Source organism: Subtercola frigoramans, from assembly GCF_016907385.1.
GTDB classification, from domain to species: Bacteria; Actinomycetota; Actinomycetes; order Actinomycetales; family Microbacteriaceae; genus Subtercola; species Subtercola frigoramans.
In genome coordinates this window covers 473,317-496,658 of the sequence record NZ_JAFBBU010000001.1, presented here as the reverse complement: position 1 = coordinate 496,658, position 23,342 = coordinate 473,317, and the positions used below count along the sequence as shown (strand labels likewise).

Genomic DNA, 23,342 nt, shown 5'->3' with positions numbered 1-23,342 from the left:
TTGGCCGGAGCGCGGGCTCTGCACTGACCCGAGCTCTCGGGGCCGCGCCCTGCTGTACGTCTGGGACGACTCGGCTCTCCCGGTCGTTCTGGCGACTCTGGCCCACCTGTCGTGGCGCGTGTAACAGTCTCGAACGATCACGAAAGTCGGCGACTTGAACAGACGCTTCAGCTTCGCGATCCAGGCCAACTACGGGCAAACGCTAGGGTGTGGCTTTGAATGCTTTGCCTACGGTGGTGATTTTTGCGTTGTCCGTGTAGAGGGCGGCGGTCGGTGCTTGCGTCCAGGTGGGCATTGCGAACCACGCGTACCGTTGCACGAACGGAAGGCTGGCCATCATGCTCGCGGCGGCCGTCAGGAACGCCGCCTGGGTGCTGACGCTCGCGTAGTGGGTGCCTCCGGTGAAGTTGATGGCAGCGAATTCGGTCAGCCACACGGGAAGCCCGTACCGGTTGTGCACGGCTGTGAGGAAGCTTTTGAGGTTGCTCACGCTGCTAGTCACCGACCCATCCCAGCGATACCAGTGCAGTGCGATGAAGTCCACGCGGTACCCTCGCGCCTTCGCCCCGGCCATGAACTGATCAAGCCACGAGCCTGCCAACTCGGCGTTGTACGCCGTGGCTGGGCTGCCCAATGTCAGACCTGTTGCCTGAAGCTTCGGCCACGCGTCCAGTGCCTGCGTTACGGACATGTTCGACTGGTACGCGTCATCGGGTTCATTGAAACCCAGAAGCGTGTGACCTGACGCCTTCGCGGCGGCAAGGTCGGTGCTGTTGACGTTGCCGGCACCCCAGATCATCGGAACATACTCGATGCCCTTCGGGATCGAGACCCATTTGTCTTTCGGCACCCATGTGTAATACCAGCGAGCCCCGGAATCAGGCAACGCCGAACCCACGCCTGGGAAATACCACGCACCCACGCCCTTCGAGAGCGGAGCAGTCGTGGCAGTGGTCGTGGTCATGGTCATGGTCATGGTCATGGTCGAAAGTACATCAGCGCGCGGTACCTGAATGATTCTCTCTAAACCTCTCGGAGCCTCACCGGCAACAGCTGGAGTAAGCACCGCTGACGTGGTGATCGCCAAGACGAGCGCAATCGCCCACTTTTGTGGTCGTACAGACACAGAAATCCCCCAAGATGTAACACAAGCGGATCCGCGCAAAGATCCCCCGCGCTGACTGCCATCGCTATGGTACCCCTTTTCGGGAGGGGGTAGCCATTACCGGCTGATGAAAGTCACACGGATCGGAAGAAGCTGCAGGAGTCCTCGAGGCAGGTTTGGGCGTTTCTGCCAACGTGTCACCTGCAGCGCATCGCACCTCTCAGTGATCTGCGCGATCTCCTCGTCGCCCACACCGCCGATGGGAGCTCTCCTTCCGCCTTGCGCCTCGCTTCGATTCGCGTCACTCGCTGACGGCGCCCCGTTCAGAGGCACGCACTAGTCTGGTCTCACCCATGGCAGACCACAATGCACACTCCACCCCGACCGACTCTCTCGAGACCCGTCTCGACGCGCAGGTGAAGCTTGACGGCGAGTCTCGCGTCGCGAGTCGCGCCAGCTCGATCCTCCGCGGCGGATACGAGGGCGAAGACTTTCTGCGTGTCGTCGGCGGCCCGCACGCCGAAGGCATCCTGACCGGAGCGCCGGCTCTGTACTGGCCCGAGCTCTGGGGTGCCCGTGCCCTTCTGTACGTCTGGGACGACTCAGCTGCGCCGGCCGTTCTGGCTGCGCTCACCAACCAGTCGTGGCGCGTGCGCGAGATGGCGGCCAGAGTGTGCGCCACACGCTCCCTCGGCACGCCGGACGATTTCGCCCGGCTGACCACCGACGAGCACGCCCGCGTTCGGTCCGCCGCAGCACGGGCGATCGCTGCAATCGGCGACGCGGCCAGCGCCGATGCGCTCGAGCGCATGCTGCGCGACCACGACAAAGAAGTGCGTCGTGCCGCCCAACAGTCCCTCGATGCTCTGCGCGCCCGCTTGAACAATAACTGAACGCCGTCGACCGTCGCAGACCTACACGATGGCGAAGGAGCCAGGCCTGCCCGGCGCATTCACGGCACTGAACCACGAAAACCCCCGCCGAGGCGGGGGTTTTCGGTGGTGCGCCCGGAGGGATTCGAACCCCCGGCCTTCTGATCCGTAGTCAGACGCTCTATCCAGCTGAGCTACGGGCGCATGCGTGATCAAACACGTTTTTCACACAAGGAGCAACACTACACGAAAGTGCCGGCTGCTCGCACATCGGTGCCTCGCGGCTCCACGTGATCAATTTAGCATGGCGCCGCGGGGGCCAGTGACGCAGCGGTCACCGACCCCGAAGCGGAGCCTCCGAAGCGAGTTACTGCGCCGCGTACCCGCCGTCAACAAGGTGATAGCTGCCCGAGATGAACGAAGCAGCATCGCTCACCAGGAAGGCAACCAGGGCGGCGACCTCTTCAGGCTTACCAAGCCGACCGAGCGCGTGCTTCGAGGCGAGGTACTCCTGCGCGGCCGCGTCGAGGTTCGCATCGATGAGTGGCGTGTGAATGAAGCCGGGGCCCACGGCATTGGTGCGCACGTTCCGCGCGCCATACTCCAGCGCGGCGTTCTTCGTCAGCCCGACCAGCCCGTGCTTGGCGGTGACATAGGCCGACGACGACGCAATGCCGACGCTGCCGAGCACTGACGCCATGTTGACGATCGACCCGCCACCGTTGGCAGCGATGGCCGGCAGCTGGTACTTGAGCCCATAGAACACGGCATTGAGGTTGATCTCGATGACCTTGCGCCAGCTCTCGAGCGAGTACTCGCCGATCGGAGCCGCCTCGCCGCCGATTCCTGCGTTGTTCACCGCGATGCGAAGCGGTGCCAGCGCATTCGCCGCCGCGACGCTCGCTTCAGAGAACGCCGGGTCTGACACATCCCCCACAAGAACCTCGGCGACGCCGCCGGCAGCGCGGATCTCGTCGACAACCGCCCGCGCACCCTCGAGCCGCACATCCGAAACAATCACCGACGTGCCGTTCTTGGCGAGCTCCAGGGCAACCGCGCGCCCGATTCCCGAACCGGCTCCCGTCACGATCGCGGAACGTCCTGCAACATCATAGGTAGCCATGATTTTCATACTTCTTTCTGTGCTGAATGAATACCTCCATGGTACGCCCGTTATCCGACAGTTGTCGGGTAAACTTGACAAATGGATGCTCGGCAACTCAAATCACGCGAGAAACTCCGCACGGCGATCCTGACTCTGGCCGCATCGCGCCAGGGCGATGAGATCACCGCCTCTGAAGTAGCTGCTCTCGCCGGCGTCAACCGTTCGACGTTCTATGAACACGCCACGTCTCCTTCGGGCCTGCTCGAGCTGGTTCTGAGCACGGAGCTCGACGAGATCCGCGAGCGCCACCTGCGGCACGCGACGGCAGAAACGGCCGACACCGCGATGGCCGAGGTCACCCGCGCCGTGTTGCACCACGTTGATGAGCACGCACGCGTCTACGCGCTCGGGCTCAATGAGACGAGCGGTTCTGCAAGCCTGCACCCGATGCTCAGTTCGCACTTCGGAGCATCCATTCGCCTGTTGGTGAGCCTGCAGGCGGTGACAATCGAAGACCACGACACGGTTGAAGCCCTTCCTGGCCACAGCGGAGCCACGCTCGAGCGTGCAGACTCCAGCCGAGCCGAACAGACGTCGCCCATCCTGCTCACCGAAATGGCAACGCGATTCATCGCCGACGGTTCAGTGGGGGCGATCGCCACCTGGCTCGACACCCCCGAGCCCCGCGACGCAGAGGCGTTCCTTCACGCCTACCGCCAGCTGCTTCCCGCGTGGTGGCCCCTCAGCACCTGAGGCAGGCCGGGCGCCGGTGGTCAGGCGGCGGCGACCTCGAGTGCCGCGTCATGCGGAGCCGTGTACGGCAGGCCCAGCGCCGACGCGACGAGGGCGTTCGTCACCAGTCCGGCGTGCACGTTGAGGCCTCGGGCGAGCGCCTCGTCGTCGGCGATGGCCTTCTGCCAGCCCTTCTCGGCGAGAGTGATCACGTAGGGCAGTGTCGCGTTGGTCAGAGCGGTGGTCGAGGTTTCGGGCACAGCACCCGGCATGTTGGCGACGCAGTAGAAGATGCTGTTGTGCACGGGGAAGATGGGGTCGTCGTGCGTGGTCGGGTGGGAGCCTTCGAAGCAGCCACCCTGGTCGATGGCGATGTCGACGAGCACCGAGCCGGGCTTCATCTCGGCGATCATCGCGTCGGTCACGAGCTTGGGCGCTTGGGCACCGGGGATGAGCACGGAGCCGATGACGAGGTCGGCGTCGCGTACCTGGGCAGCGATCTCGTAGGCAGACGACGCGCGGGTCTGGATGCGCCCGCCGAACTGCGCCTCGAGCTGGCGCAGGCGAGGCAGGGAGAGGTCGATCACGGTGACATCGGCACCCATTCCGACGGCGTCTGCAGCCGCGTGTTCGCCGGCAACTCCCCCGCCGATGACGACGACCTTGGCCTTGCGGGTTCCGGGAACACCGCCAAGCAGCACTCCGCGCCCGCCGGCAGCGCTCATCAGGTGGTACCCGCCGACCTGTACAGACAGCCGCCCGGCGACCTCGCTCATCGGCGAGAGCAGGGGCAGGCTGCGGTTGTCGAGCTGCACGGTCTCATAGGCGATGGCCGTGGTGCCCGAGGCGATCAGGGCATCGGTGCACTCCCGCGAGGCGGCGAGGTGCAGGTAGGTGAACAGCACCTGGCCAGCGCGCATGCGGGGGTACTCCGAGGCGATCGGTTCCTTGACCTTCAGCAGCAGGTCAGCGCTCGCCCACACCGCATCTGCCGTGTCGAGAATCGTCGCACCGGCCGTCACGTAGTCGGCATCGCTGATGCGCGAGCCGAGCCCCGCTCCGCTCTGCACGACGACCTCGTGACCACGGCGCACGAGCTCATGCACGCCGGCGGGAGTCGCAGCGACGCGCTTCTCGTTGTTCTTGATCTCGGTGGGAATGCCAACTCGCATGATCGTCTCCGTTGCTCAGCAGTGCGCGGCCAGAATAGTGATCCAATTTTCGCAAGATACTCGTTTCGGGCAGGTAAAATCAGTGGATACTGCGGCAAAGTTCTCTTCGGCCGCGCAAACTGCAACGAGAGCCGGGCCAGACGATGGTTAGTTCGAAGAATCCACGGTCATCCGGCCCGCTCGATGACATCGACACCCAGTTGGTCGAGCTACTGAAGGCGAATGCACGGATGCCCAACAGCCGTCTCGCCGAGCTGGTGGGTGTGGCGCAGTCGACGTGCATCACGCGGGTGAGGTCGCTCGAAGATCGCGGCGTGATCACCGGGTACACCGCACGGGTCGCGCCGGGGGCCCTCGGCCTGTCGCTGCAGGCCCTCATCAGCGTGAGCATCAAGTCGGGCGCGAGGCAGAGCATCACCGCTTTCAGCGACGACATCGGCAGCCGAACGGAGGTGCTCCAGCTCTTCTTCCTTGGCGGAGCCGAAGACTTCGTCATTCACGTGGCCACGCGAGACAGCGACCACCTGCGCGAGTTCGTCGTGGCGAACCTGTCGGCGCACCCCTCTGTGGCGTCGACCCGCACGAGCATCGTCTTCGAGCACGTCGTGAACTGACGGCCGGGCGCGCTCGCTCGCCGGCGCGGGCGCGCCACCCATTCGTCCACGCGCGGTGGCGCGTGCAGCGTGCACGTGGCCATGCGTGTGGACGAACGAGTGGACGGCGTTTGCTGCGGCGTGCCGACGAAGACCCCTTTTCAACAGGTGCACAGGAGTTCATACTGGATGCGAGCATGGCTCGGCGAAGCACCACAGCTTCGCAATTGCGATTGGGAGTAACACCATGGCCATTGTCGAGAGTTACCTGCAGGGCACCCCGTGCTGGGTGGACCTGGTCACCACCGATATCGTTGCCGCCCGTGATTTCTACAGTTCGCTGTTCGCTTGGCAGTACGACGCCTATCCGATGGGGCCGCCAGAAGCCGGGCTCACCTACTACATGTCGACGCTGCACGGCAAGAACGTCGCAGGTCTCATGCAGGACTTCGAAGTCTCCAGTGAGACCGACGTGCACTGGAACACCTACCTCGCGGTCGACGACGCCGATGCGGCAGCGGCACGTGCCGTCCAAGCCGGCGGAACCCTGGTCAGGCCGGTCGACGAGATTCCGGGCTCCGGGCGCATCGGGTCGCTGCTCGACCCCTCCGGTGCCGCCATCGGCCTCTGGCAGACCACCGGCCACATCGGCTCAGCTGTTGTCAACGAGCCGGGTGCAGTGGTCTGGAACGAACTGCGCTCGAGCGACGTCGCGTCGACACTGCCCTTCTACGAAGCCGTTGCCGGCATGCGCAGCGAAACCGAAGAGGCCGAGGGCCTGGGCGACTACACCCAGTTCTTTGTCGACGACAAGAGCATCGCCGGGGCCGTCGCGACAACTGGCGTCGACTCCCGGAACGCGTGGAACATCTACTTCGCGGTCGACGATGTCGATGCCTCGGTCGAGAAGGTGCTCGCACTCGGCGGCTCGGTGACGCAGCCGGCCTTCGACGCCGGAGGGGTTGGCCGCATGGCCGGCGTCACCGACCCCCAGGGCGCGGTGTTCTGGCTCATCTCGAACTGACGCGGGGGCGCGTTCGAGCCCGCCACGGAACAGTCCTGGCGCCCGAGAACGTGCAGCGTGCACGCGGAAGGGCGTGTGGACTGTTTCGTGGCGGGCGAACGAGGTGCGCGCAGCCAGGAGCAGGTGTGCGCGGCAGGTGCGAAGCGCGGCCGGCCAGCAGCCCGGTGGGTGCGGCAGTCAGCCAGCGCTCCGGATGATCGACGCATCCACGCCCGAAACGACGATCGTGGCCCGCGGCCGCGACGCCTCGATGAGAATCGCGTTCGCACCGTCGACCGTGCTGGCCCATGCCTCGGCCGCCTCGGGACTACGCCCGTGGCGCTCGTGGCGGGCGACGAGGCGACGGAGGCGTTCCTCATCGTTGGTCTCGCAGAACCAGCTCTCGGCGAGCAGGCCAGCCACGGATGACCACGGCGACTGGTCGACGAGCAGGTAGTTGCCTTCGACGATGACGAGCCGGGCATCCGGAGTCACGGCGATCTCGCCCGCGACGCCCTCGTCGACCGAGCGATCGAAGCTGGGCGCATAGACGGTGTGGTCGAGTTCGACCCGCAGCCGGTTCAGCAGGGCAACGAAACCCCAGCCGTCGAAGGTGTCGATGGCACCCTTGCGGTCGTGGGTGCCGAGACGGTCGAGGGTGGCGTTGGCGAGGTGGTAGCCGTCCATCGGCAGGTGCACGGCTGTACCGCGGTGCGCCTGCCCGCCAGCCTCGCCAGCGTCAGCAGCATCGCCCGCCCTGCCGGCCTCAGCCGCCTCAGCGGCCAGCAGCTCGACGACACGCGCCGCAAGCGAGATGGCGAGCGTCGTCTTGCCGGCCCCCGGGCTACCCGTGATACCCAGCAAGACCCGTTGTCCGGGAACCATCAGGGCGATGGCGTGCCGGGCCAGGGTATCGAGACCCGTCAGCGCGGCAGGCGTCGCAGCCGTTGCTGCAAGCGCGGCATCGGCATCGGCAGAATCCGCGTCAGATGGAGTCACACCCTAATCTTGAAGCATGACTTCGAACGATGCACACCCCTTCTCGTTCGAGCGCGTCGACTACGCCGACCCTCGTGCCGTCTCGCTTCGAGCCACGATGGACGAGGAGATGAACGCCCGGTACTCCGTCGACGGCGAACCGATCGAAGCGCTCACGCTCGCCGCCCTCGCAGTGCACCCCGAAGACGTTCGCGCCACGGTTCTGGTCATCGACCACGACGGCACGCCGATCGGCCACGCCGTGCTGCGGATACTGCGGGGCGACTGGGAGGTCAAACGCGTCATCGTCACAGGTGACCAGCGCGGCCGCGGCGTGGGCAGCGCGCTGATGCTCGAACTCGAGAACATCGCCCGGGCGGAGGGCGCGGCCCGGCTCATTCTGCAGACCGGCGATCGCCAGCCCGAGGCCGTCGCGCTCTACGAGAAGATCGGCTACACACCGATTCCGCTCTACGAACCGTATGCAACCGCCATTCCGTTCTCACTCTGCTTCGAGAAGAGCCTCCGCTGAACCCGCACGAGCGCCAACCGCCAGCGTGGGTGCGACGGGGAGACGAGCGGGTTGCTCGTGCGGTGAACGGGCAGCACGGGCATCCGGTGCTCGACCGCGCGGGCGTGGGGCTCTCGACATTCGCCAACAAAGGGGTGCTCTGGTTCAGCATTGCCGCCGTGCTCGCGTTGACCGGTCACCGACGTGCTGCCGTTCGGGGCAGCCTGTCTCTGCTGGCGGCGAGCGCGACGGCCAACCTGGTGGTGAAACGGATGCTCGGCGGGCCCCGACCCCCGCTCGACACCGTGCAGCAGGCGAGGCGTCTGGCCGATCATCCGGCATCACCCTCCTTTCCGTCTGGGCACTCGGCGAGCGCCTTCGCCTTCGCAACGGGAGTCACGCTGGAGCTGCCGTGGATGGGCTTCGTGCTGTATCCGCTGGCCGCGGCCGTCGCCGCCACGCGCCTACTGGTCGGAGCGCACTGGGCTTCGGATGTCGTGGGCGGTGCGACGCTCGGATCTGTTGTCGCGGTCGTGGGCTCAGCGGTTTCGAAACCGAAATGCTGACCGCGACTGTGGTTTGATCGACTGGTGAACGCACACGGCGAACCCGAGGAACCCGACGCGCACGGCGAACCTGCCGACTCGTTCGGCGACGAGTTCGCCGAGCTGCCGGTCGACTCCGACCTCGTCGAGGCCGAATCGGGCGAACCGGCGGTCGGTGACCCGAGTCTCGTTCCTGCCAGCGACAGGCGGGCAGCCAAACCGATCCACCTGCGCTGGCGCTATGCCGTCATCGTCATCGTCGGCGGCACGGTCGGAACGGCCCTGCGCGAACTGCTCAGTCTGGTCGTGCCCGACCTGAACGGTGTCGCCCTGGTCATTCTGGGCATCAACGTCGTCGGCGCGTTCCTTCTCGGCGCGCTTCTCGAGACCCTGAGCCGCAGCGGACCAGACGAAGGGCGACGCCGACGACTCCGGCTGCTGCTCGGCACCGGCGTGCTCGGCGGGTTCACCACCTACAGCACCCTGGCAACGGGTACGGCACTGCTTTTCGTGAATGGGCGACCGGCGGCGGCGGCGCTCTATGCCGTGGCGACCCTTCTCGTCGGCGCGGTTGCGACATTCCTCGGAATCGTTGTCGCTGCGAACCGGCACCGCCGTCGTCTCGATCCGGTCGGCAACCCCGACCAGGACAACGGCGACGGCGGCGGCAACGGACCCGGCATCTCCGGCACGGCGGTGGGCCGGTGACCCCCTTGACCTTCGCCCTGCTCTCGCTCGCCGGCGGACTCGGTGCGGCACTGCGCTTCTGGCTCGACGGCTTCGTCAAGAGCCGGTTCACGGGCGCGTACCCGCTCGGCACCACCATCATCAACGTGTCAGGCTCCCTCATCCTCGGCCTGATCACGGGACTCACGCTCGGGAATCTCGTGCCGCAGGAGTTCTTCTTCATTCTGGGCACCGGGCTCATGGGCGGCTACACCACCTTCAGCACAGCCAGCTTCGAGACCGTACGCCTCGTGCAACAGAGGCGCTGGGCACCAGCCCTCATGAACGGCGTCGGGATGCTCGTGCTCTCGGTGCTCGCCGCGCTGCTCGGTCTCACCCTTGGCCAGGCTCTCTGAGGCCCTCTCGACTTTGTGCGATACCTACGATATTATGGATCGTATGAAACGAAAGTCGCCTCGCGTCGGTTACTCCCTCGCCGCCCCTCCCGTGCATCTCGCCGGCATGACCGCAGCGCCTTCATCAGCCGAAGAACCCGCTGATGGAAACACGGGCCCGTTTGTCGACCAGCGCATCGCCGACCTCTTTGAAAGCTTGCAAAAGGGGTTCACGGGGCTCGGCGCGTCGGCGACCGCCACCCTCGTCGAGGACATCGTTCACGCTCGCCAGGGCATCTCTGCTCTGGCGCCTGCGTTGGTCACCCTGCCGGGCACCACTTCACCGGCCGTAGCGCGGGCACTGCAGGCCACCGAGAACGTCTGGCGAGACATCGAGGTGGAATTCGGGCTGCTCTCCAGCACAGAGGTGGCAGAGATGCTGTCGTCGCGTGCGGCAAATCGTGCGCTGGCATCACAGCTACGCGTGGGGGGACGCCTACTCGGCGTGCGACGCCTCAATGCATTCCTGTACCCCGGGTTCCAGTTCGACAGTTCCTCCCGGCGCATCAAGCCCGTTATCTCACCTCTCGTCGAACTAGCGAGAGAGAACAGCTGGGCCGAAGAAGAAGTCGTGCTCTGGCTTTGCTCACCGTCGGGATACCTTCGCGGCGACCGCCCTGTTGATCACCTCGATTCGGTCGAACAGCTCCTCGCTGTCGCACGACGGGCCTCCACCGTCGAATGGTGACGCCTGCGCCCCCGGTTCCATTTCGCCCTCGCGAGTCCTCACTCCCCGAGGGAACCGCTCTCTATCGCGTGCATCACAACTCGCGACTGGGGAACGTATTCAACCCCGGCGTTGGCGGCGCGACTCGGTTCGCCTTCTTCGGCGAGCCTCCCATCGCCACGTTGTATGCGGCAGAGAGTGAACAGGCAGCAGTCTGCGAAACTCTGCTGCACGATGTTCCGGTACGCGGCGGCAACGTGCTCCCTCGGAGTTATCGAAGCTCCGTGGCATCGAAATTGACGACTCGACGAGAATTGAAGCTGGCGTCGTTTCTGGGCACCGGGCTTCGAGCACTGAAGATCGAAGCCTCCCAGCTGACAGCGACGGAGGCCGCGGACTATCCGGCCACAGTCCGGTGGGCCGAGGCGGCGTACGACGCTGGCTTCGACGGCATCGAATACATGAGCCATCGCTGCAACAGCGACCGGTCATTTTCGTTCTTCGGAGGCCGGGTGACGGCCGACGACTTCAGCGTTTCGGCAGACTACGGCCGCGTCTTCGGCATCGTCGGGTGTGATCTTGACTGGCTCATCGATTTCTGCGCGCCACTTCACGTCGACGTGCTGCTGCTCTGACGACCAGCCGGTAGGCGACCCCGATCGCCAGCACGCCGATGCCGACCACGATGCCGGTGAGGGGCAGCGTGACGACGAGAGCCGTGCATCCGGCCAGGCCCAGCAGCTGCAGCACACGCGGGTACCGACGCTGATCCCTCGCCTGTGTGAACGCGGCGAGGTTTGCGACGAAGTAGTAGACGAGCACGCCGAACGACGAGAACGAGATGGCCGCGCGTAAGTCCACTGTGAGCACCAGAAGACACACGACGACAGCGAGCGTGACCTCTGCGCGGTGCGGTACGGCGAATTTCGGATGCACGGCAGAGAGCCAGCGCGGCACATCACCCTCGCGGGCCATCGCCAGCGTGGTGCGGCCGATGCCCGCGATGAGTGCCAGCAGAGCGCCGAGCGACGCCACAGCTGCGCCGATTCGAACCAGGGGCACGGCCCATGACCATCCGCTCAGCGCGACCGTGTCGGCAAGCGGGGCCGTCGACGAAGCGACACCGGCAGGCCCGAGGGCACCCAGAACGACGACCGCGATGACGGCATAGATCAGCACGGCCGCGCTGAGGGCGATGGTTATTGCGCGCGGAATGGTGCGCGCGGGATCGCGCACCTCCTCCCCCATGGTCGCGATGCGGGCGTACCCTGCGAAGGCGAAGAACAGCAGGCCGCCGGACTGCAGGATGCCGTACCACCCGTGCGCGAGGAGACCGGCGGAGTCGACAGCGCCGGCGGCGGGAAGCCCTGTGCTGAACCCGGCCGCCACGACGATCGCGAGCACGATGAGCACTACGACGACGACGATGCGGGTCAGTGACGCGGTGCGTGTGACCCCGCGGTAGTTCACGGCGGCAAGGCCGATCACGGCGAGCAGCGCGACGGGCTTCTCCCAGCCCGCCGGGGCGGCGTAGGCCGCGAAAGTGATGGCCATCGCTGCGCAGCTCGCCGTCTTGCCGATGATGAAGCTCCACCCGGCCAGGAACCCCCACCAGGGCCCGAGCTGCTCGCGGCCGTAGACGTAGGTTCCGCCGGAGGTGGGGAACGCGGCCGCGAGTTGGGCCGACGAGGTCGCATTGCAGAAGGCGACGATCGCGGCGACCACGAGCCCGACGAGCAGGCCGGCTCCCGCGGCCTGTGCGGCCGGGGTGAACGCGGCGAAGATCCCGGCCCCGATCATCGAACCGAGCCCGATGAACACGGCGTCGGTGAGCCCGAGCCTCCGGGCGAGCGAGGGCTCTGCAGAAGTTGTCACGGGCGAACATTACGCCACCGATTCAACGCGGAGGTAAACGATCGCGTGGGGGTTTCGATACGGCCTGCGGCCAACTCAACCGGCGGGCCCACACGCCGGTTGAGTAGCCCGCGACGACGTCGCAGGCGTATCGAAACCCTCAGCGACAGAACCGTTTCGATACGGCTCGGTCAACCGGCGGTTGGGGGCGCGCCAAGCGTCACCTGGGTCTGCGCCTCAGTGCCGTCTCGAACGTACGTGACGTCGACGACGTCGCCGATCTGCTTGGCCAGGGTGACCCGCGTGATCACGTCGCTGTTGATCGCCGGCTGCCCGTCGATACGCGTGATGATGTCACCGACCTGGAGCCCCGCGGTCGCAACCGGGCCGCCTCGCACCACGGATTCGACAAAGAGGCCCGACTCGACTCCGAACCGCTGCGCGACGGCCGGCGGGATGAGCGAGACCTCGACCCCGAACCACGGGTACACCGCGGTTCCAGTCGCGATGAGCTGTTTGACGATGCCATTCGCGAGGTTCACCGGCACGGCGAACCCGATGCCGACGCTGCCGCCTCCTGCCTGGCCGACAGCATTCGGCACGGAGGCGATCGCGGTGTTGATGCCCACGAGTGAACCGTCGCAGCTCACAAGCGCGCCGCCCGAGTTGCCCGGGTTGATCGCCGCGTCGGTCTGGATCGCCCCGGCAAGCGTCGTGGTGGTGTCGCCATCGCTCGGCACGGTGACGTTGCGCCCGAGGGCACTCACGATTCCCGCTGTCACCGTGCTCGACAGGCCAAGGGGCGCACCGAGTGCCACGACGGGCTGACCGACGGCCACGGACGACGAATCTCCGATTGAGATCGTCGGCAGCTTCTGGTCGCGCGTGACCTTCAGAACAGCCAGGTCTGAGACCGGGTCGCGCCCGACGAGCGCCGCGGTGTCTGCCTCGCCACTGTTGTACAGGACGGTAATGGTTCCGCCCTGCGCCGCGTCAGAGATGACGTGATTGTTGGTGACGATGTAGCCGTCGCTGGTGAGGATCTCGCCCGTGCCGACCCCTCCCCCGCTGGCGCCCTGGATGCTGATGGTGACGATGCTCGGAAGAACATCGTTCGCGACCGCCCTGGCATCGCAGACCGAGGCACTCCGCGCATTCGTGGCGATGAACCCCCCGGCGAGCCCTGCCACGAGGGCGATCACCGCACCGCCGGCCACCGTGACCCAGACCCGGCGGCTCTGCCACCACTTCGCGCCGGCACGAGCCCCGGCTTCGACGTCAGGCGCAGGCGGCTCAGTGGGGGCGGCGGGCTCGGAGATCGTCATGGCCAGAGCATACTGGTTTCGTCACGCGTCAGCTGTTCAGAATGGCGCTCCGCAGCTCATCGACCAGCATCAGCAGTTCGTCGGGGTCGGCCCGCCAGTAGGTGATCGGTCCGGCACCCCGCGGGTGGGTGGTGTGCCGGCCGACGATGATTCCCTCTGACTCGAGCACCTTCAAGTGACGGCGGATGCCGTTGCGAGTGAGGCTGAAGCGTTCCATCAGTGCCGCGTCGCTCAGCTCACACCCCGAGAGCAGGGCGGTGATGATGTCGAGGCGCACCGAGCTGATTCCGAAGACGGCCTGGGCGCGCTGCACGCCCGTCAGGCCGGTGAGGCCCACGTCACAGTCGAGCACGTCGAGGTCAGCCACGGCACGCCTCACGGTCTCGCCTCTCGTCTCGGTCGATCATCCGGAAGCCCTGAAAGCACAGCGGATCAGGGCAGGTGGCGCTCCTCTGGCCCGTTGTACAGGCTCAGTGGGCGGATCAGCGCGTTGGAGGCGAGCTGTTCCATGATGTGGGCCGTCCAGCCGGTCACCCGACTCGCCACGAAGAGCGGCGTGAAGGTGAGGGTGTCGAAGCCCATCAGGTGATACGCCGGGCCAGACGGGTAGTCGAGGTTCGGCAGGATGCTCTTCCTCGAGGTCATCGAGGACTCGAGTGCGTCGTACAACTCGGCGAGATCCTGTGCCTCGTATTCCGCGACGAGCGTATCGAGGGCGGCCTTCATCGTGGGCACCCGCGAGTCGCCGTTCTTGTAGACGCGGTGGCCGAAGCCCATGATCTTGCGCTTCTCGGCGAGCGCGGTGTTCAGCCACTCCTCGGCTTTCGCCGCCTCTCCGATCTCGTCGAAGACGTGCATGACGGCCTCGTTCGCCCCGCCGTGCAGCGGGCCCTTGAGAGCGCCGATCGCAGCGACGACGGCGGAGTACAGATCGGAGAGCGTGCTCGTCACGACACGAGCCGTGAAGGTCGACGCGTTGAACGAGTGCTCGGCGTACAGGATCATCGAGACGTCGAAGGCATCGACGACGACCTGCGCGGGCACCTCGCCGAACGTCATGTAGAGGAAGTTCGCGCTGTACCCGAGGTCGTCCCTCGGCTCGACGATCGGCTGCCGGCGACGCCGGCGCTGGTCGTAGGCGACGATGGCCGGGATCTTGCCGAGCAGAGCGATCGACTTGGCGAGGTTGGCCTCGGGGGTCGACACGTCTGCCTGCCCGTCATTCGCGCCGATGACGGAGACAGCGGTGCGAAGCACATCCATCGGGTGAGCGGTGAGCGGCAGATCATCGACGACTCGTTTGACGTTGTCATCGAGCGTGCGGTACGAGCGTTCTACGGCCTGGAAATCGGAGAGCTGCCCCGAATCGGGGAGCTCGCCGTGCCAGAGCAAGTAGGCGACCTCCTCGAAGGAGCACTTCGCTGCCAGCTCCTGAACGGGGTACCCCCGGTAGAGCAGCGAATTGGTCTCGGGGTTGACCTTCGAGACGGCGGTGTAGTCGACGACGACGCCGGCGAGGCCCTTGTGGATCTGTGAGTCGGTCATGAGGCTCCCTTGCCTTGTGGTACCTGGAAGTTGAAGATGCTGGTGTCGAAGGTGTTGTATGCCGAATAGTCGAGCAGTTCGTAGAGGCGGGCGCGGGTCTGCATGTTCTTCACCTCGGGCTGCAGCGAGCCCTCGGCGAGGATCGTCTCGAGCCCTCTCTCGGCGGCCCCCATGGCGAGGCGCAGCAGGCTGACCGGGTAGATCACGAGGTTGATGCCCACGCCCGCGAGCTGGTCTGTGGTGAAGAGCTCACTCTTGCCGAACTCGGTCATGTTGGCAAGCACAGGCACGTCGATCGCCGTGCGAACCGCCTCGAACTCGCCGAGGTCGGCCATCGCCTCGGGGAAGATCGCGTCTGCTCCGGCGTCGACGAGCGCCTTCATGCGGTCGATCGCGACGGCGAGCCCTTCGACGGCACGGATGTCGGTGCGCGCCATGATCAGCAGGTTCGGGTCACGGCGGGCACTGACGGCAGCGTTGATCCGTTTGATCGCAGTGTCGGTGTCGACCACCGCCTTGCCGTCGAGGTGGCCGCAGCGTTTCGGGTTGATCTGGTCTTCGATGTGCAGGCCCGAGACGCCGGCATCTTCGAGCTCCTGCACCGTGCGGGCCACGTTCATCGGTTCACCGAATCCCGTGTCTGCGTCGACGAGCGTCGGCAGGTCGGTCATGCGGCTGATCTGCCGGGCCCTCAGAGCGACCTCGGTGAGCGTGGTCAGGCCGATGTCGGGCAGGCCCAGGTCGGCAGCGATCACGGCGCCGGAGATGTAGACGCCGTCGAAGCCCTTGTTTTGGATGAGCCTGGCGCTCAGCGGGTTGAAGGCGCCGGGCATCTTCTGCAGCGTGCCTGAGGCGAGCGCCGCGCGAAAGTCGGCTCTCTTCTGGGCGGGAGTCTTCTCGGAATACAACATCAGAAGAGTCCCTTCGGTGCAGTGATGCCGTCGAAGAACCCGGGGCGGGCGGTGACGGTGAGACCGCCGAGCTCTGCCGCACTGAGCGAGGGCAGTCGCTGGGCCACGTCGAGAAAGCGCTCGATCTCTGCTTCATCGAGGGCGTGGGCCGCCAGCGTGCGGAATTTCTTGATGTAGTCGGCACGTTCGAACGGACGGGCACCGAGCGGGTGCGCGTCGGCGACCGCGATCTCGTCGACGATGCGCGTTCCGTCTTTCAAAGTGATCTCGACACGGCCCCCGAAGGCCTTCTCTGCGGGGTCGTTCGAGTGGTAGCGGCGCGTCCACTCGGCGTCTTCCTGCGTGGTGATCTTGTTCCAGAGGGCGACCGTGTCAGGCCTGGTCGCGCGCTCCCGCGAGTAGGAACGTTCGTGGTTCCACTCGCCGTCCTGGTAGGCGACGGCGAAGATGAACGGCACCGAATGGTCGAGCGTCTCACGGCTCGCCAGCGGGTCGTACTTCTGCGGGTCGTTCGCCCCAGAACCGATCACGTAGTGCGTGTGGTGCGAGGTGTGGATGACGATGCTGACGATGTCATCATCGTTCGCTACCGCGTGTTGATTGTGGAGCTTGCGTGCGAGGTCGATCCACGCCTGGGCCTGGTACTCAGCGGAATGCTCTTTGGTGTAGCTGTCGAGAATGGCCCGCTTCGCCTCGCCGGGGGCGGGCAGGGTGACGTCGTACTGCGCAGTGGGGCCGTCGAGCATCCATGCGATCACGCCGTCTTCGCCTTCGTAGATCGGAGTCGGGCTGGTCTGGCCGCGCATGGCACGGTCGACGGCCTCGACCGCCATCTTGCCGGCGAAGGCCGGGGCGTAGGCCTTCCAGGTGGAGATCTCGCCCTTGCGGGACTGCCGGGTGGCCGTGGTGGTGTGCAGCGCCTGGCCGATGGACTGGAAGATCGTTTCGACGTCGAGGCCGAGCAGGGTGCCGATGCCGGCGGCGGCGCTCGGGCCGAGGTGCGCCACGTGGTCGATCTTGTGCGCGTGCAGGCTGATCGCCTTCACGAGGTCGATCTGGATCTCGTAGCCGGTGGCGATGCCGCGCACGAGGTCGTGACCGCTCTTCTGGGTGTGCTGGGCGACGGCGAGGATGGGCGGGATGTTGTCGCCGGGGTGGGAGTACTCTGCCGCCAGGAAGGTGTCGTGGTAGTCGAGCTCCCGCACGGCGACGCCGTTCGCCCATGCCGCCCACTCGGGGCTGTAGCGGCCGTCGACGCCGAAGACCGTGGAGCCCGGAGCGTAGGGGTGTGCCTGGGCCTGGGCGCGGGCCGCGATGATGGGGCCGCGGGCGAGGGAGGCCGTGGCGACTGAGGCATTGTCGATCACCCGGTTGATCACCATTTCGACGACCTCGTCGGTCACGGCCACCGGGTCAGCGGCGACCTGGGCGATCGTATAGGCGAGCTGCTCGCTTGCCGGGAGGTTTTCGGAGCTCGGGTGCACCCGAACGTCAAGAGTCTTCATAGGGAGGGTGTTCCTTCTGGTTGGTGGTCGAAAGCTGCTTGGGCGTTGAAAGTCGGCTGGGCGTTGGAAGTCGGCTGGAGGCTCGATGCCGCCCGGGCGTCGGGCCGCGTCGCGTGAGAACGGCCGCCGACAGCATCGGCGAGCGAGGCGAGAATGACCTGCTGGCTGCGGTGCAGGTGAACATGGGTGGCGTGCGCTGCCAGTTGCGCGTCGCCGTCGATGATCGCGTCGACGATCGCGAGGTGTTCCTTTGCCGCTTCAAGCAGCCTGGCCGGGTTGTCGCTCGACAGGCGGCGGATGCGCGCCAGATGGGTGCGCACGCCATCGAGCGCGGCGACCAGGTACGGGCTGTCGATGGCGACGTCGATCTCGTGGTCGAAACGGGAGACGATGTCGTAGTACTCCTGGCGGTCAGCGCTCGGGTCACCGAGGATGACAGGTGCTGTTCGCAGTGCAGACTGTAGAACTGCGAAGGGTTCGACCGAGCGCCTGCGCGCCGCAAGGGCCGCCGATTGCTGCTCGAGGGCCTGGCGCAGCTCGAAGAGCGAGACGACGTTCTCAGCAGAGACGCCGGCGACCACGAGCCCTCGAGCCCCCTGCGGCTCGACAAGCCCATCGGCGACCAGGCGGCTGAGGGCATGCCTCAACGGGGTACGTGAGACGCCGATGCGCGTCGACTGCTCGACTTCAGCCAGCACGGTACCGGGGGCGAGGCGCCAGTCGACGATCTCGCCGCGAAGAACGGCATAGGCTCGATCACTCGCTCGCATGTCACCCGCCCTCACCTCTATGTATACAAGCATGCCCAGTATGCGCCCTGAAGCAGCCATTTTGCAACTCTTTTCGGCTCAATGTATACGCAGACGTACTCACCTCTGTTCTGGATAGCATGTGGCCATGGTCTCGTACCGAATTCGCGATTTTCACCCCGACGACGTCGACGGCATCCTCCACCTGTGGGAGGAGTTGCGGGCATCACAGGTCGAGCCCGTCTATGCGCTTTCCGAAGTGCTCGCCTCGTGCCAGGAGGACAACGCCGTCGTCGCGGTGCACGACGACGTGGTGATCGGCGCTGCCGTCGGACGCGCAGCCCACGCCCAGGGCTGGATCGTCTTTCTCTCGACCACCGCGAGCTGGCAGGGCAAGGGCATCGGCAGTGCGCTGCTCGCAGCGCTCGAGAAGCAGATGACGCCGAGAGGGCTTTCGAAGTTGTCTGCCCTCCTGCCCGACACCGCCATGAGGGTGGATGCCTTCGTCGACCAGGGTTTCGAGATCCAGAAGAACCTCCGCTACTTCGAGCGGGAGATTCCCGTGCAGCGCAAAGAGCTCGGCACTCTCGCCGAGCTCGGCGGCCGGATTCTGCCGCGCGGCCTCTGGGACGGCATCGGCGGCATGCAACAGGAGAAGGAACTGCTCGAGCGCAGACTGGTGATGCCGCTGGCCAAGCCCGAGCTCGCCGAACAGTTCGGGGTGGTGCCCCCGCGTGCGGTCGTTCTGTTCGGCCCTCCCGGCACCGGCAAGACCACTTTCGCGCGCGCGATCGCCTCGCGTCTGGAGTGGTCGTTCGTCGAAGTCTTTCCGTCGCGCCTCGCCTCCGACCCGAAGGGCCTGGCCGGCGCGCTCCGCGAGACCTTCCTCAAGATCGCCGAACTCGAACACGCGGTGGTCTTCATCGACGAGGTCGAGGAGATCGCCGCCCAGCGCGGCGGCGAACCCCCTTCGGCACTGCAGGGTGTGACGAACGAACTGCTGAAGATCATCCCCGCTTTCAGAGATCAGCCCGACCGACTGCTGGTGTGTGCGACAAACTTCATCAGGGCTCTCGACTCCGCCTTTCTGCGGCATGGCCGCTTCGACTACGTGATTCCGATCGGGCTGCCCGACAGCGCCGCCCGGCACTCGATCTGGCAGCGGTACATTCCTGCCCAGGCGAGCGTCGACATCGCAGCCCTCGTGGCAGAGACCGATGGCTTCTCACCCGCTGACATCGAGTACTCGGCGCGCAAGGCCTCCCAGAGCGCCCTCGAGAAGGCGATCTACGAGGGCGGCCCGAACGCCACCGCCACCGGCCCAGTCACCGCCGACTACCTCGAGGCAATCGGTGCCACGCGCGCCACCGTCTCGGCCGATGTCGCCGCGGACTTCCTCGACGACATCGAGACCATCGCCCGGCTCTGAGAGGTTCCCGCGAACGGCTGCGAACCGAATGTTCCGCGTGAAGTGGGCCGTCAGTTGAAGTAGACGCCCCCGTTGGGCTGGATGACCTGGCCGGTGATCGCACCCGAACCCTCAGAGAGAAGGAAGTTCACGGTCGAGGCGATCTCGTCGGGAGTGCAGAGCCTGCCGATCAGGGACATGCCGGCAATGCGACTGCGCTCGTCGTCGCTGAGGGCAAGGGTCATGGGAGTCTCTGTGGCGGCAGGCGCCACGACGTTGGCGCGGATGCCCCACGGTGCCAGTTCGCGTGCGTATCCGCGGATGAGGCCCACCACGGCGCCCTTCGATGCCGCGTACACACCGCTGCCCATGAGCCCGCCCCCGGTGTTCGCTGCGACGCTGCCAAGCGCGACGATCGCCCCGGGTCGACCCGTCTTCTTGAGGTGGGGTGCCGCTGCGGCGATGGTGTTCTGCATTCCGAACACGTTCACGGCGAAGACATTGGCGAACTCCGCAGGATCGACCTCTGCCAGCGGAACCCGGCAGACGATCCCGGCGGCCGCAATCACCGATGTGAGCCCGCCCAGTTCGGCGGCTGCGAAGTCCAGCACTTCGTTCATGGCGGGGCGATCGGTCACATCGGCACCGAGAGCGAGATGACGGCCTGGAACGAGTTCGCCCAGCCCGCGCTTGGCGGCATCCAGGCTGATGTCGACCAGAACGACAGAGGCTCCCCGACGGGAGGCCTGCTTCGCACACTCGAGCCCGATGCCTGAGCCGCCTCCGCTGACAACGACGACTTCGTCTGTGATCTGCACGATGTTTCTTCCTTCAGTGTTCGGGTCGCCGTCAGATGACGGCAATGGCGTTGGCAGGACTTCCCACCCCGCCGAAGATGGTGAGGGGTTCGGCGAAGAGGAGCACGTCGTACCGGTTTCGTTGAGCGCAGGCCTCGGCAAGGCGATCGAGATCCCAGAGTTCCCCGATCGTCAGGCCGAGCAGGGGAATCAGGATGCGGTGCAGCATGCCGGTGTGGCTCGATTCGGGCAACAACCCGGTCTGCTCCGCCGTCGTCGTGAGCGGCGAGCCGGTGGCAGGCCACGCTTCGAGCGCGATGTTGTCGGCCGCCACCATGGCGAGCTGCTTGTCCCAGAGCCAGGCCGCCGTCTCGTCGAGCTGGGCGAGGCCCGGGCTCTGGAGCAGCGCCGGCCGTGCGGAGCCCAGTCGTTTCATGTGGTCGAGCCAGCCGAACCGCAGCAACAGGATGTCGCCCGATTCGAGAGAGGTGCCCTGCCATTCGAGAGCCTCGTCGAGGGTCGACACGGTGATCTGCTCGTTTGACGACTGGTCGATCGGCATGCCCAGGAAGTCACGATAGCGACCGACGTCAACCACGATGCCCCGCCCGACGATCCCCTGCTCGGCGACATTCTGGATGCCCAGCTCGGGTGTGCCCTTCACAATCGTTGTTGCGTCGAAGCCGTTGTAGAAGCCGTGGTCGGGGTGAGCGAAGTGCCGCAGGCCGTCGATCTGGGTCGACGCCTGGGTGAAGAGATTGTCGATCCGATCATCCCGGTGGAACTCGTTGAGCCCGAACACATGGTGTTCTGGCGAACCGCGGTGGGCGATGAGCGGTGGCTCGAAGGCATCAAGCCTGAGATTCAGGGTGAATCGCAGGCCCTCCCGCACTGAGGCAATCGACCGCTTCACGCGCTCGGGGGTCAGGTGATTCAGGGTGCCGAGTTGATCGTCATCACCGAACACCCCCCACGCCGTACCCCGGCAGACGCCGGAGCGCTGCTGGAGTTCGGCGTAGCTCGGAAAGGGGGCGTTCATCATGGTTCGCTTCGGTCCGCTTCGCGCGGGCTGCCTACTCGGCCGATTCGGCCGGGGCGGCGGAGTCGGAGACGACCTGGTGGATCTCGATCATGTTGCCCGCCGGGTCGGTGAAGAAGATCTGGTGCCAGCCCTTGACCGACCAGATTCCCCAGTCGTCGAACGGAACGCCGTGCTCGGTGAGACGGGCCTTGATGGCCTCGATGTCATCGGTACGGAAGGCGAAGTGCCCCTGGATGAGCGGGTTGACCGAGTGGCCCTCCTGGGCTGCCAGGTAGGGCTGGCGCTGCGTGGCGTGGATCTGGAGCTCGGTGGGGTCGCCGGCTTCGTAGAACTTGGCGCTGTTGTCCCAGGCGGCATCGCCGTCGGTCGTCTCGCTGGCCGAGGTCGCGATCATGGGCGGCGACGGAAGCAGCGGCAAGCCGAGCGCGTTGCCGTAGAACTCCGTGAGGATGCTCATGTCGTCAGAAGTGACGTTGACGTGGTGGAGTCGGAGATAGGCCATTGCCTGTCCTTTCTTGTGGGGTGTAACTGGTCTTGTGGGGTGGTTGTGCGAGGTGAGTCGTGCCAGCCGGATGCAGACTGGTTCAGTTGTCGGTTCGGTAGCGGGCGAGCTTCTCGGGGTCGATCTCGATTCCGAGGCCGGCGCCCGGCAGGACACGCATTTCACCGTCTGCGATACGCAAGGGCTCAGTGAGCAGGTGATCAGCCATGTCCAGGTAGTTCGACAGCTCGGCCGCGTGGCGTGAGGTCGACGCCTGTGATGCGCCGAAGGCCAGCGAGCAGATGGTGCCGATGTGGCCGTCGATCTGGTTGCCGATCACGACCTCGACCCCCAGCCCTTCTGCGAGATGCGAGACGCGCAGGGAGTCGGAGAATCCGGTGCGCGCCGTCTTGATACTGATCGCTGTGGCCGCACCCGACAGTATCTCGCGGGTGACGTTCGCCGGTGTCGCGACACTCTCGTCGGCCACGAAGGGCACGGTGCACTGGGCGACCAGCCAGCGGCGCGACAGGATGTCGTCAGCGGGGCAGAGCTCTTCGACACGCGACAGCCCGACATCGGCGAGCATTCGGAGTGCCTCCGCCGATTCTGCTGCCGACCAGCCACGGTTGCCGTCGATGTAGATCTCAGCCTCAGGGCCGAGGGCATCCCTCACGGCCTGGCACACGGCCACGTCGAGACGGATCGGTCGACGACCGACCTTGATCTTGAAGCTGGTCACACCGAGTTCGTCGCGAAGCACCAGGGCCTGTTCCGCTACCGATGCCGGCGGGTCGAAGCCCAACATGTGACTGACGCGCAGACCGTCGGCATGTCCGCCGAGGAGCTTGTGGACGGGCGTGTTGAACGTCTTCCCGATCGCATCCCACATCGCCATGTCGATCGCCGACTTCGCCGTGGGGTTGCCCACCGTTCGCTCCAGGCGCACCCGAACCTTCTCACGGTCAGACAGCGCCAACCCGACGACTGCAGGAGCGAACAGGCGATCGATCGCCGCGACGATCGACTCCTGGGTCTCACCATAGGTATAGGGGCGGGGCGGGGCCTCTGCGAAGCCGACGATGCCGTCCTCGGTCTCGACCTCCACGAGCACATTGTCGGCCACGTCGATCGACCCGCTGGCGAAGTGCAGCGGCTTGCTGTACGGAATCGCGTAGGGAATCGCGCGGACGGCCACGATCTTCGATTCCACCGACGCAGGTCGGTGCGCCGAGGGGTCGAGGGCCTCGTCGGCGAACGACGGGGAAGTGATCGACATGTGTGCTCCTTGGGTGACGTTACGGGAGGTGCCTGTGAGTGG

At 65.9% G+C, this 23,342-nt stretch carries 26 protein-coding genes and 1 tRNA gene; 11 read left to right on the top strand and 16 right to left on the bottom strand.

Annotated features, from left to right (window positions below; genetic code table 11):
• Window positions 1-202 precede the first annotated feature (202 nt).
• Complete coding sequence (locus JOE66_RS02425; RefSeq protein ID WP_205106550.1) at window positions 203-982, bottom strand: glycosyl hydrolase; 780 nt, start codon at window positions 980-982, stop codon at window positions 203-205.
• 476 nt (window positions 983-1,458) lie between these two features.
• On the opposite strand from JOE66_RS02425, the gene JOE66_RS02420 reads away from it, so the two are divergent.
• Window positions 1,459-1,998, top strand: a complete 540-nt coding sequence (locus JOE66_RS02420) for a HEAT repeat domain-containing protein (protein ID WP_205106549.1) — start codon at window positions 1,459-1,461, stop codon at window positions 1,996-1,998.
• Between the two features lie 106 nt (window positions 1,999-2,104).
• Here the strand turns inward: JOE66_RS02420 and JOE66_RS02415 are convergent.
• Together JOE66_RS02415 and JOE66_RS02410 are read right to left on the bottom strand one after the other, a co-directional pair.
• A tRNA-Arg gene (locus JOE66_RS02415) sits at window positions 2,105-2,181 on the bottom strand.
• 163 nt (window positions 2,182-2,344) lie between these two features.
• A complete protein-coding gene (locus JOE66_RS02410) occupies window positions 2,345-3,100 on the bottom strand; it encodes an SDR family NAD(P)-dependent oxidoreductase (protein WP_205106548.1) in 756 nt (251 codons plus the stop codon).
• A gap of 81 nt (window positions 3,101-3,181) precedes the next feature.
• On the opposite strand from JOE66_RS02410, the gene JOE66_RS02405 reads away from it, so the two are divergent.
• Window positions 3,182-3,835: a TetR/AcrR family transcriptional regulator gene (locus tag JOE66_RS02405; RefSeq protein WP_205106547.1), complete on the top strand. Its 654-nt coding sequence runs from the start codon at window positions 3,182-3,184 to the stop codon at window positions 3,833-3,835.
• A 20-nt stretch (window positions 3,836-3,855) separates the two neighbouring features.
• Here the strand turns inward: JOE66_RS02405 and ald are convergent, their stop codons facing one another.
• The gene (gene ald / locus JOE66_RS02400) at window positions 3,856-4,986 is read right to left on the bottom strand and encodes an alanine dehydrogenase (RefSeq protein WP_205106546.1); all 1,131 of its coding nucleotides are present in this window, start codon (window positions 4,984-4,986) and stop codon (window positions 3,856-3,858) included.
• Between the two features lie 143 nt (window positions 4,987-5,129).
• On the opposite strand from ald, the gene JOE66_RS02395 reads away from it, so the two are divergent.
• Both JOE66_RS02395 and JOE66_RS02390 read left to right on the top strand, forming a co-directional pair.
• The gene (locus JOE66_RS02395; RefSeq protein WP_205106545.1) at window positions 5,130-5,600 is read left to right on the top strand and encodes an Lrp/AsnC family transcriptional regulator; all 471 of its coding nucleotides are present in this window, start codon (window positions 5,130-5,132) and stop codon (window positions 5,598-5,600) included.
• Window positions 5,601-5,826: 226 nt separating this feature from the next.
• Entirely contained in the window at window positions 5,827-6,603 is a 777-nt protein-coding gene (locus tag JOE66_RS02390; protein WP_205106544.1) for a VOC family protein, read from the top strand.
• A 177-nt stretch (window positions 6,604-6,780) separates the two neighbouring features.
• Here JOE66_RS02390 and JOE66_RS02385 read toward each other — a convergent pair whose 3' ends face one another.
• On the bottom strand, window positions 6,781-7,581 hold the full coding sequence (locus tag JOE66_RS02385) for a nucleoside/nucleotide kinase family protein (RefSeq protein ID WP_307827012.1): 801 nt from the start codon (window positions 7,579-7,581) through the stop codon (window positions 6,781-6,783).
• Between the two features lie 16 nt (window positions 7,582-7,597).
• Here JOE66_RS02385 and JOE66_RS02380 point away from each other — a divergent pair, with 16 nt between their 5' ends.
• From JOE66_RS02380 to JOE66_RS02355, 6 genes are read left to right on the top strand one after another with little or no spacing between them, the layout of a single operon-like run.
• On the top strand, window positions 7,598-8,092 hold the full coding sequence (locus tag JOE66_RS02380) for a GNAT family N-acetyltransferase (RefSeq protein ID WP_205106543.1): 495 nt from the start codon (window positions 7,598-7,600) through the stop codon (window positions 8,090-8,092).
• Window positions 8,093-8,121: 29 nt separating this feature from the next.
• Entirely contained in the window at window positions 8,122-8,637 is a 516-nt protein-coding gene (locus JOE66_RS17065) for a phosphatase PAP2 family protein (RefSeq protein WP_307827011.1), read from the top strand.
• Window positions 8,638-8,661: 24 nt separating this feature from the next.
• A complete protein-coding gene (locus tag JOE66_RS02370) occupies window positions 8,662-9,324 on the top strand; it encodes a fluoride efflux transporter FluC (RefSeq protein ID WP_307827010.1) in 663 nt (220 codons plus the stop codon).
• A complete protein-coding gene (gene crcB, locus JOE66_RS02365; protein ID WP_205106542.1) occupies window positions 9,321-9,698 on the top strand; it encodes a fluoride efflux transporter CrcB in 378 nt (125 codons plus the stop codon). The genes JOE66_RS02370 and crcB overlap by 4 nt, the downstream gene beginning before the upstream one ends.
• A 43-nt stretch (window positions 9,699-9,741) precedes the next feature.
• Entirely contained in the window at window positions 9,742-10,425 is a 684-nt protein-coding gene (locus JOE66_RS02360; protein WP_205106541.1) for a hypothetical protein, read from the top strand.
• Window positions 10,419-11,039 (top strand): RES family NAD+ phosphorylase, encoded by a 621-nt coding sequence (locus JOE66_RS02355; RefSeq protein WP_239518197.1) that lies wholly within the window; start codon window positions 10,419-10,421, stop codon window positions 11,037-11,039. Before JOE66_RS02360 ends, JOE66_RS02355 begins: the two co-directional genes overlap by 7 nt.
• Here JOE66_RS02355 and JOE66_RS02350 read toward each other — a convergent pair.
• The 7 genes from JOE66_RS02350 to JOE66_RS02320 all read right to left on the bottom strand — a co-directional run bounded on the left by JOE66_RS02350 (window position 10,993) and on the right by JOE66_RS02320 (window position 18,314).
• Window positions 10,993-12,279: an APC family permease gene (locus JOE66_RS02350; protein ID WP_307827009.1), complete on the bottom strand. Its 1,287-nt coding sequence runs from the start codon at window positions 12,277-12,279 to the stop codon at window positions 10,993-10,995. The two genes, JOE66_RS02355 and JOE66_RS02350, sit on opposite strands and share 47 nt — an antisense overlap.
• Window positions 12,280-12,449: 170 nt before the next feature.
• On the bottom strand, window positions 12,450-13,583 hold the full coding sequence (locus JOE66_RS02345; RefSeq protein ID WP_205106539.1) for a S1C family serine protease: 1,134 nt from the start codon (window positions 13,581-13,583) through the stop codon (window positions 12,450-12,452).
• A 28-nt stretch (window positions 13,584-13,611) separates the two neighbouring features.
• A complete protein-coding gene (locus JOE66_RS17060) occupies window positions 13,612-13,950 on the bottom strand; it encodes a helix-turn-helix domain-containing protein (RefSeq protein ID WP_205106538.1) in 339 nt (112 codons plus the stop codon).
• A gap of 65 nt (window positions 13,951-14,015) precedes the next feature.
• Window positions 14,016-15,128, bottom strand: coding sequence for a bifunctional 2-methylcitrate synthase/citrate synthase (locus tag JOE66_RS02335; protein WP_205106537.1), 1,113 nt, complete (start codon window positions 15,126-15,128; stop codon window positions 14,016-14,018).
• The gene (gene prpB / locus JOE66_RS02330; protein ID WP_205106536.1) at window positions 15,125-16,039 is read right to left on the bottom strand and encodes a methylisocitrate lyase; all 915 of its coding nucleotides are present in this window, start codon (window positions 16,037-16,039) and stop codon (window positions 15,125-15,127) included. The genes JOE66_RS02335 and prpB overlap by 4 nt, the downstream gene beginning before the upstream one ends.
• Complete coding sequence (locus JOE66_RS02325; protein WP_205106535.1) at window positions 16,039-17,544, bottom strand: MmgE/PrpD family protein; 1,506 nt, start codon at window positions 17,542-17,544, stop codon at window positions 16,039-16,041. The genes prpB and JOE66_RS02325 overlap by 1 nt, the downstream gene beginning before the upstream one ends.
• Window positions 17,541-18,314: a GntR family transcriptional regulator gene (locus JOE66_RS02320; RefSeq protein WP_205106534.1), complete on the bottom strand. Its 774-nt coding sequence runs from the start codon at window positions 18,312-18,314 to the stop codon at window positions 17,541-17,543. The genes JOE66_RS02325 and JOE66_RS02320 overlap by 4 nt, the downstream gene beginning before the upstream one ends.
• A gap of 127 nt (window positions 18,315-18,441) precedes the next feature.
• Here JOE66_RS02320 and JOE66_RS02315 point away from each other — a divergent pair, with 127 nt between their 5' ends.
• Window positions 18,442-19,722, top strand: a complete 1,281-nt coding sequence (locus tag JOE66_RS02315) for an ATP-binding protein (RefSeq protein WP_205106533.1) — start codon at window positions 18,442-18,444, stop codon at window positions 19,720-19,722.
• A 50-nt stretch (window positions 19,723-19,772) separates the two neighbouring features.
• On the opposite strand, the gene JOE66_RS02310 is transcribed toward JOE66_RS02315, so the two are convergent.
• The 4 genes from JOE66_RS02310 to JOE66_RS02295 form a co-directional block, all read right to left on the bottom strand.
• Window positions 19,773-20,519, bottom strand: coding sequence for an SDR family NAD(P)-dependent oxidoreductase (locus JOE66_RS02310; RefSeq protein ID WP_205106532.1), 747 nt, complete (start codon window positions 20,517-20,519; stop codon window positions 19,773-19,775).
• 31 nt (window positions 20,520-20,550) lie between these two features.
• Window positions 20,551-21,540, bottom strand: a complete 990-nt coding sequence (locus JOE66_RS02305) for a cyclase family protein (protein WP_205106531.1) — start codon at window positions 21,538-21,540, stop codon at window positions 20,551-20,553.
• Window positions 21,541-21,571: 31 nt separating this feature from the next.
• On the bottom strand, window positions 21,572-22,042 hold the full coding sequence (locus JOE66_RS02300) for a VOC family protein (RefSeq protein ID WP_205106530.1): 471 nt from the start codon (window positions 22,040-22,042) through the stop codon (window positions 21,572-21,574).
• Between the two features lie 82 nt (window positions 22,043-22,124).
• Window positions 22,125-23,300 carry a mandelate racemase/muconate lactonizing enzyme family protein gene (locus JOE66_RS02295; protein ID WP_205106529.1) on the bottom strand — a complete coding sequence of 392 codons (1,176 nt, stop codon included), beginning with the start codon at window positions 23,298-23,300 and terminating at the stop codon, window positions 22,125-22,127.
• Window positions 23,301-23,342 lie beyond the last annotated feature (42 nt).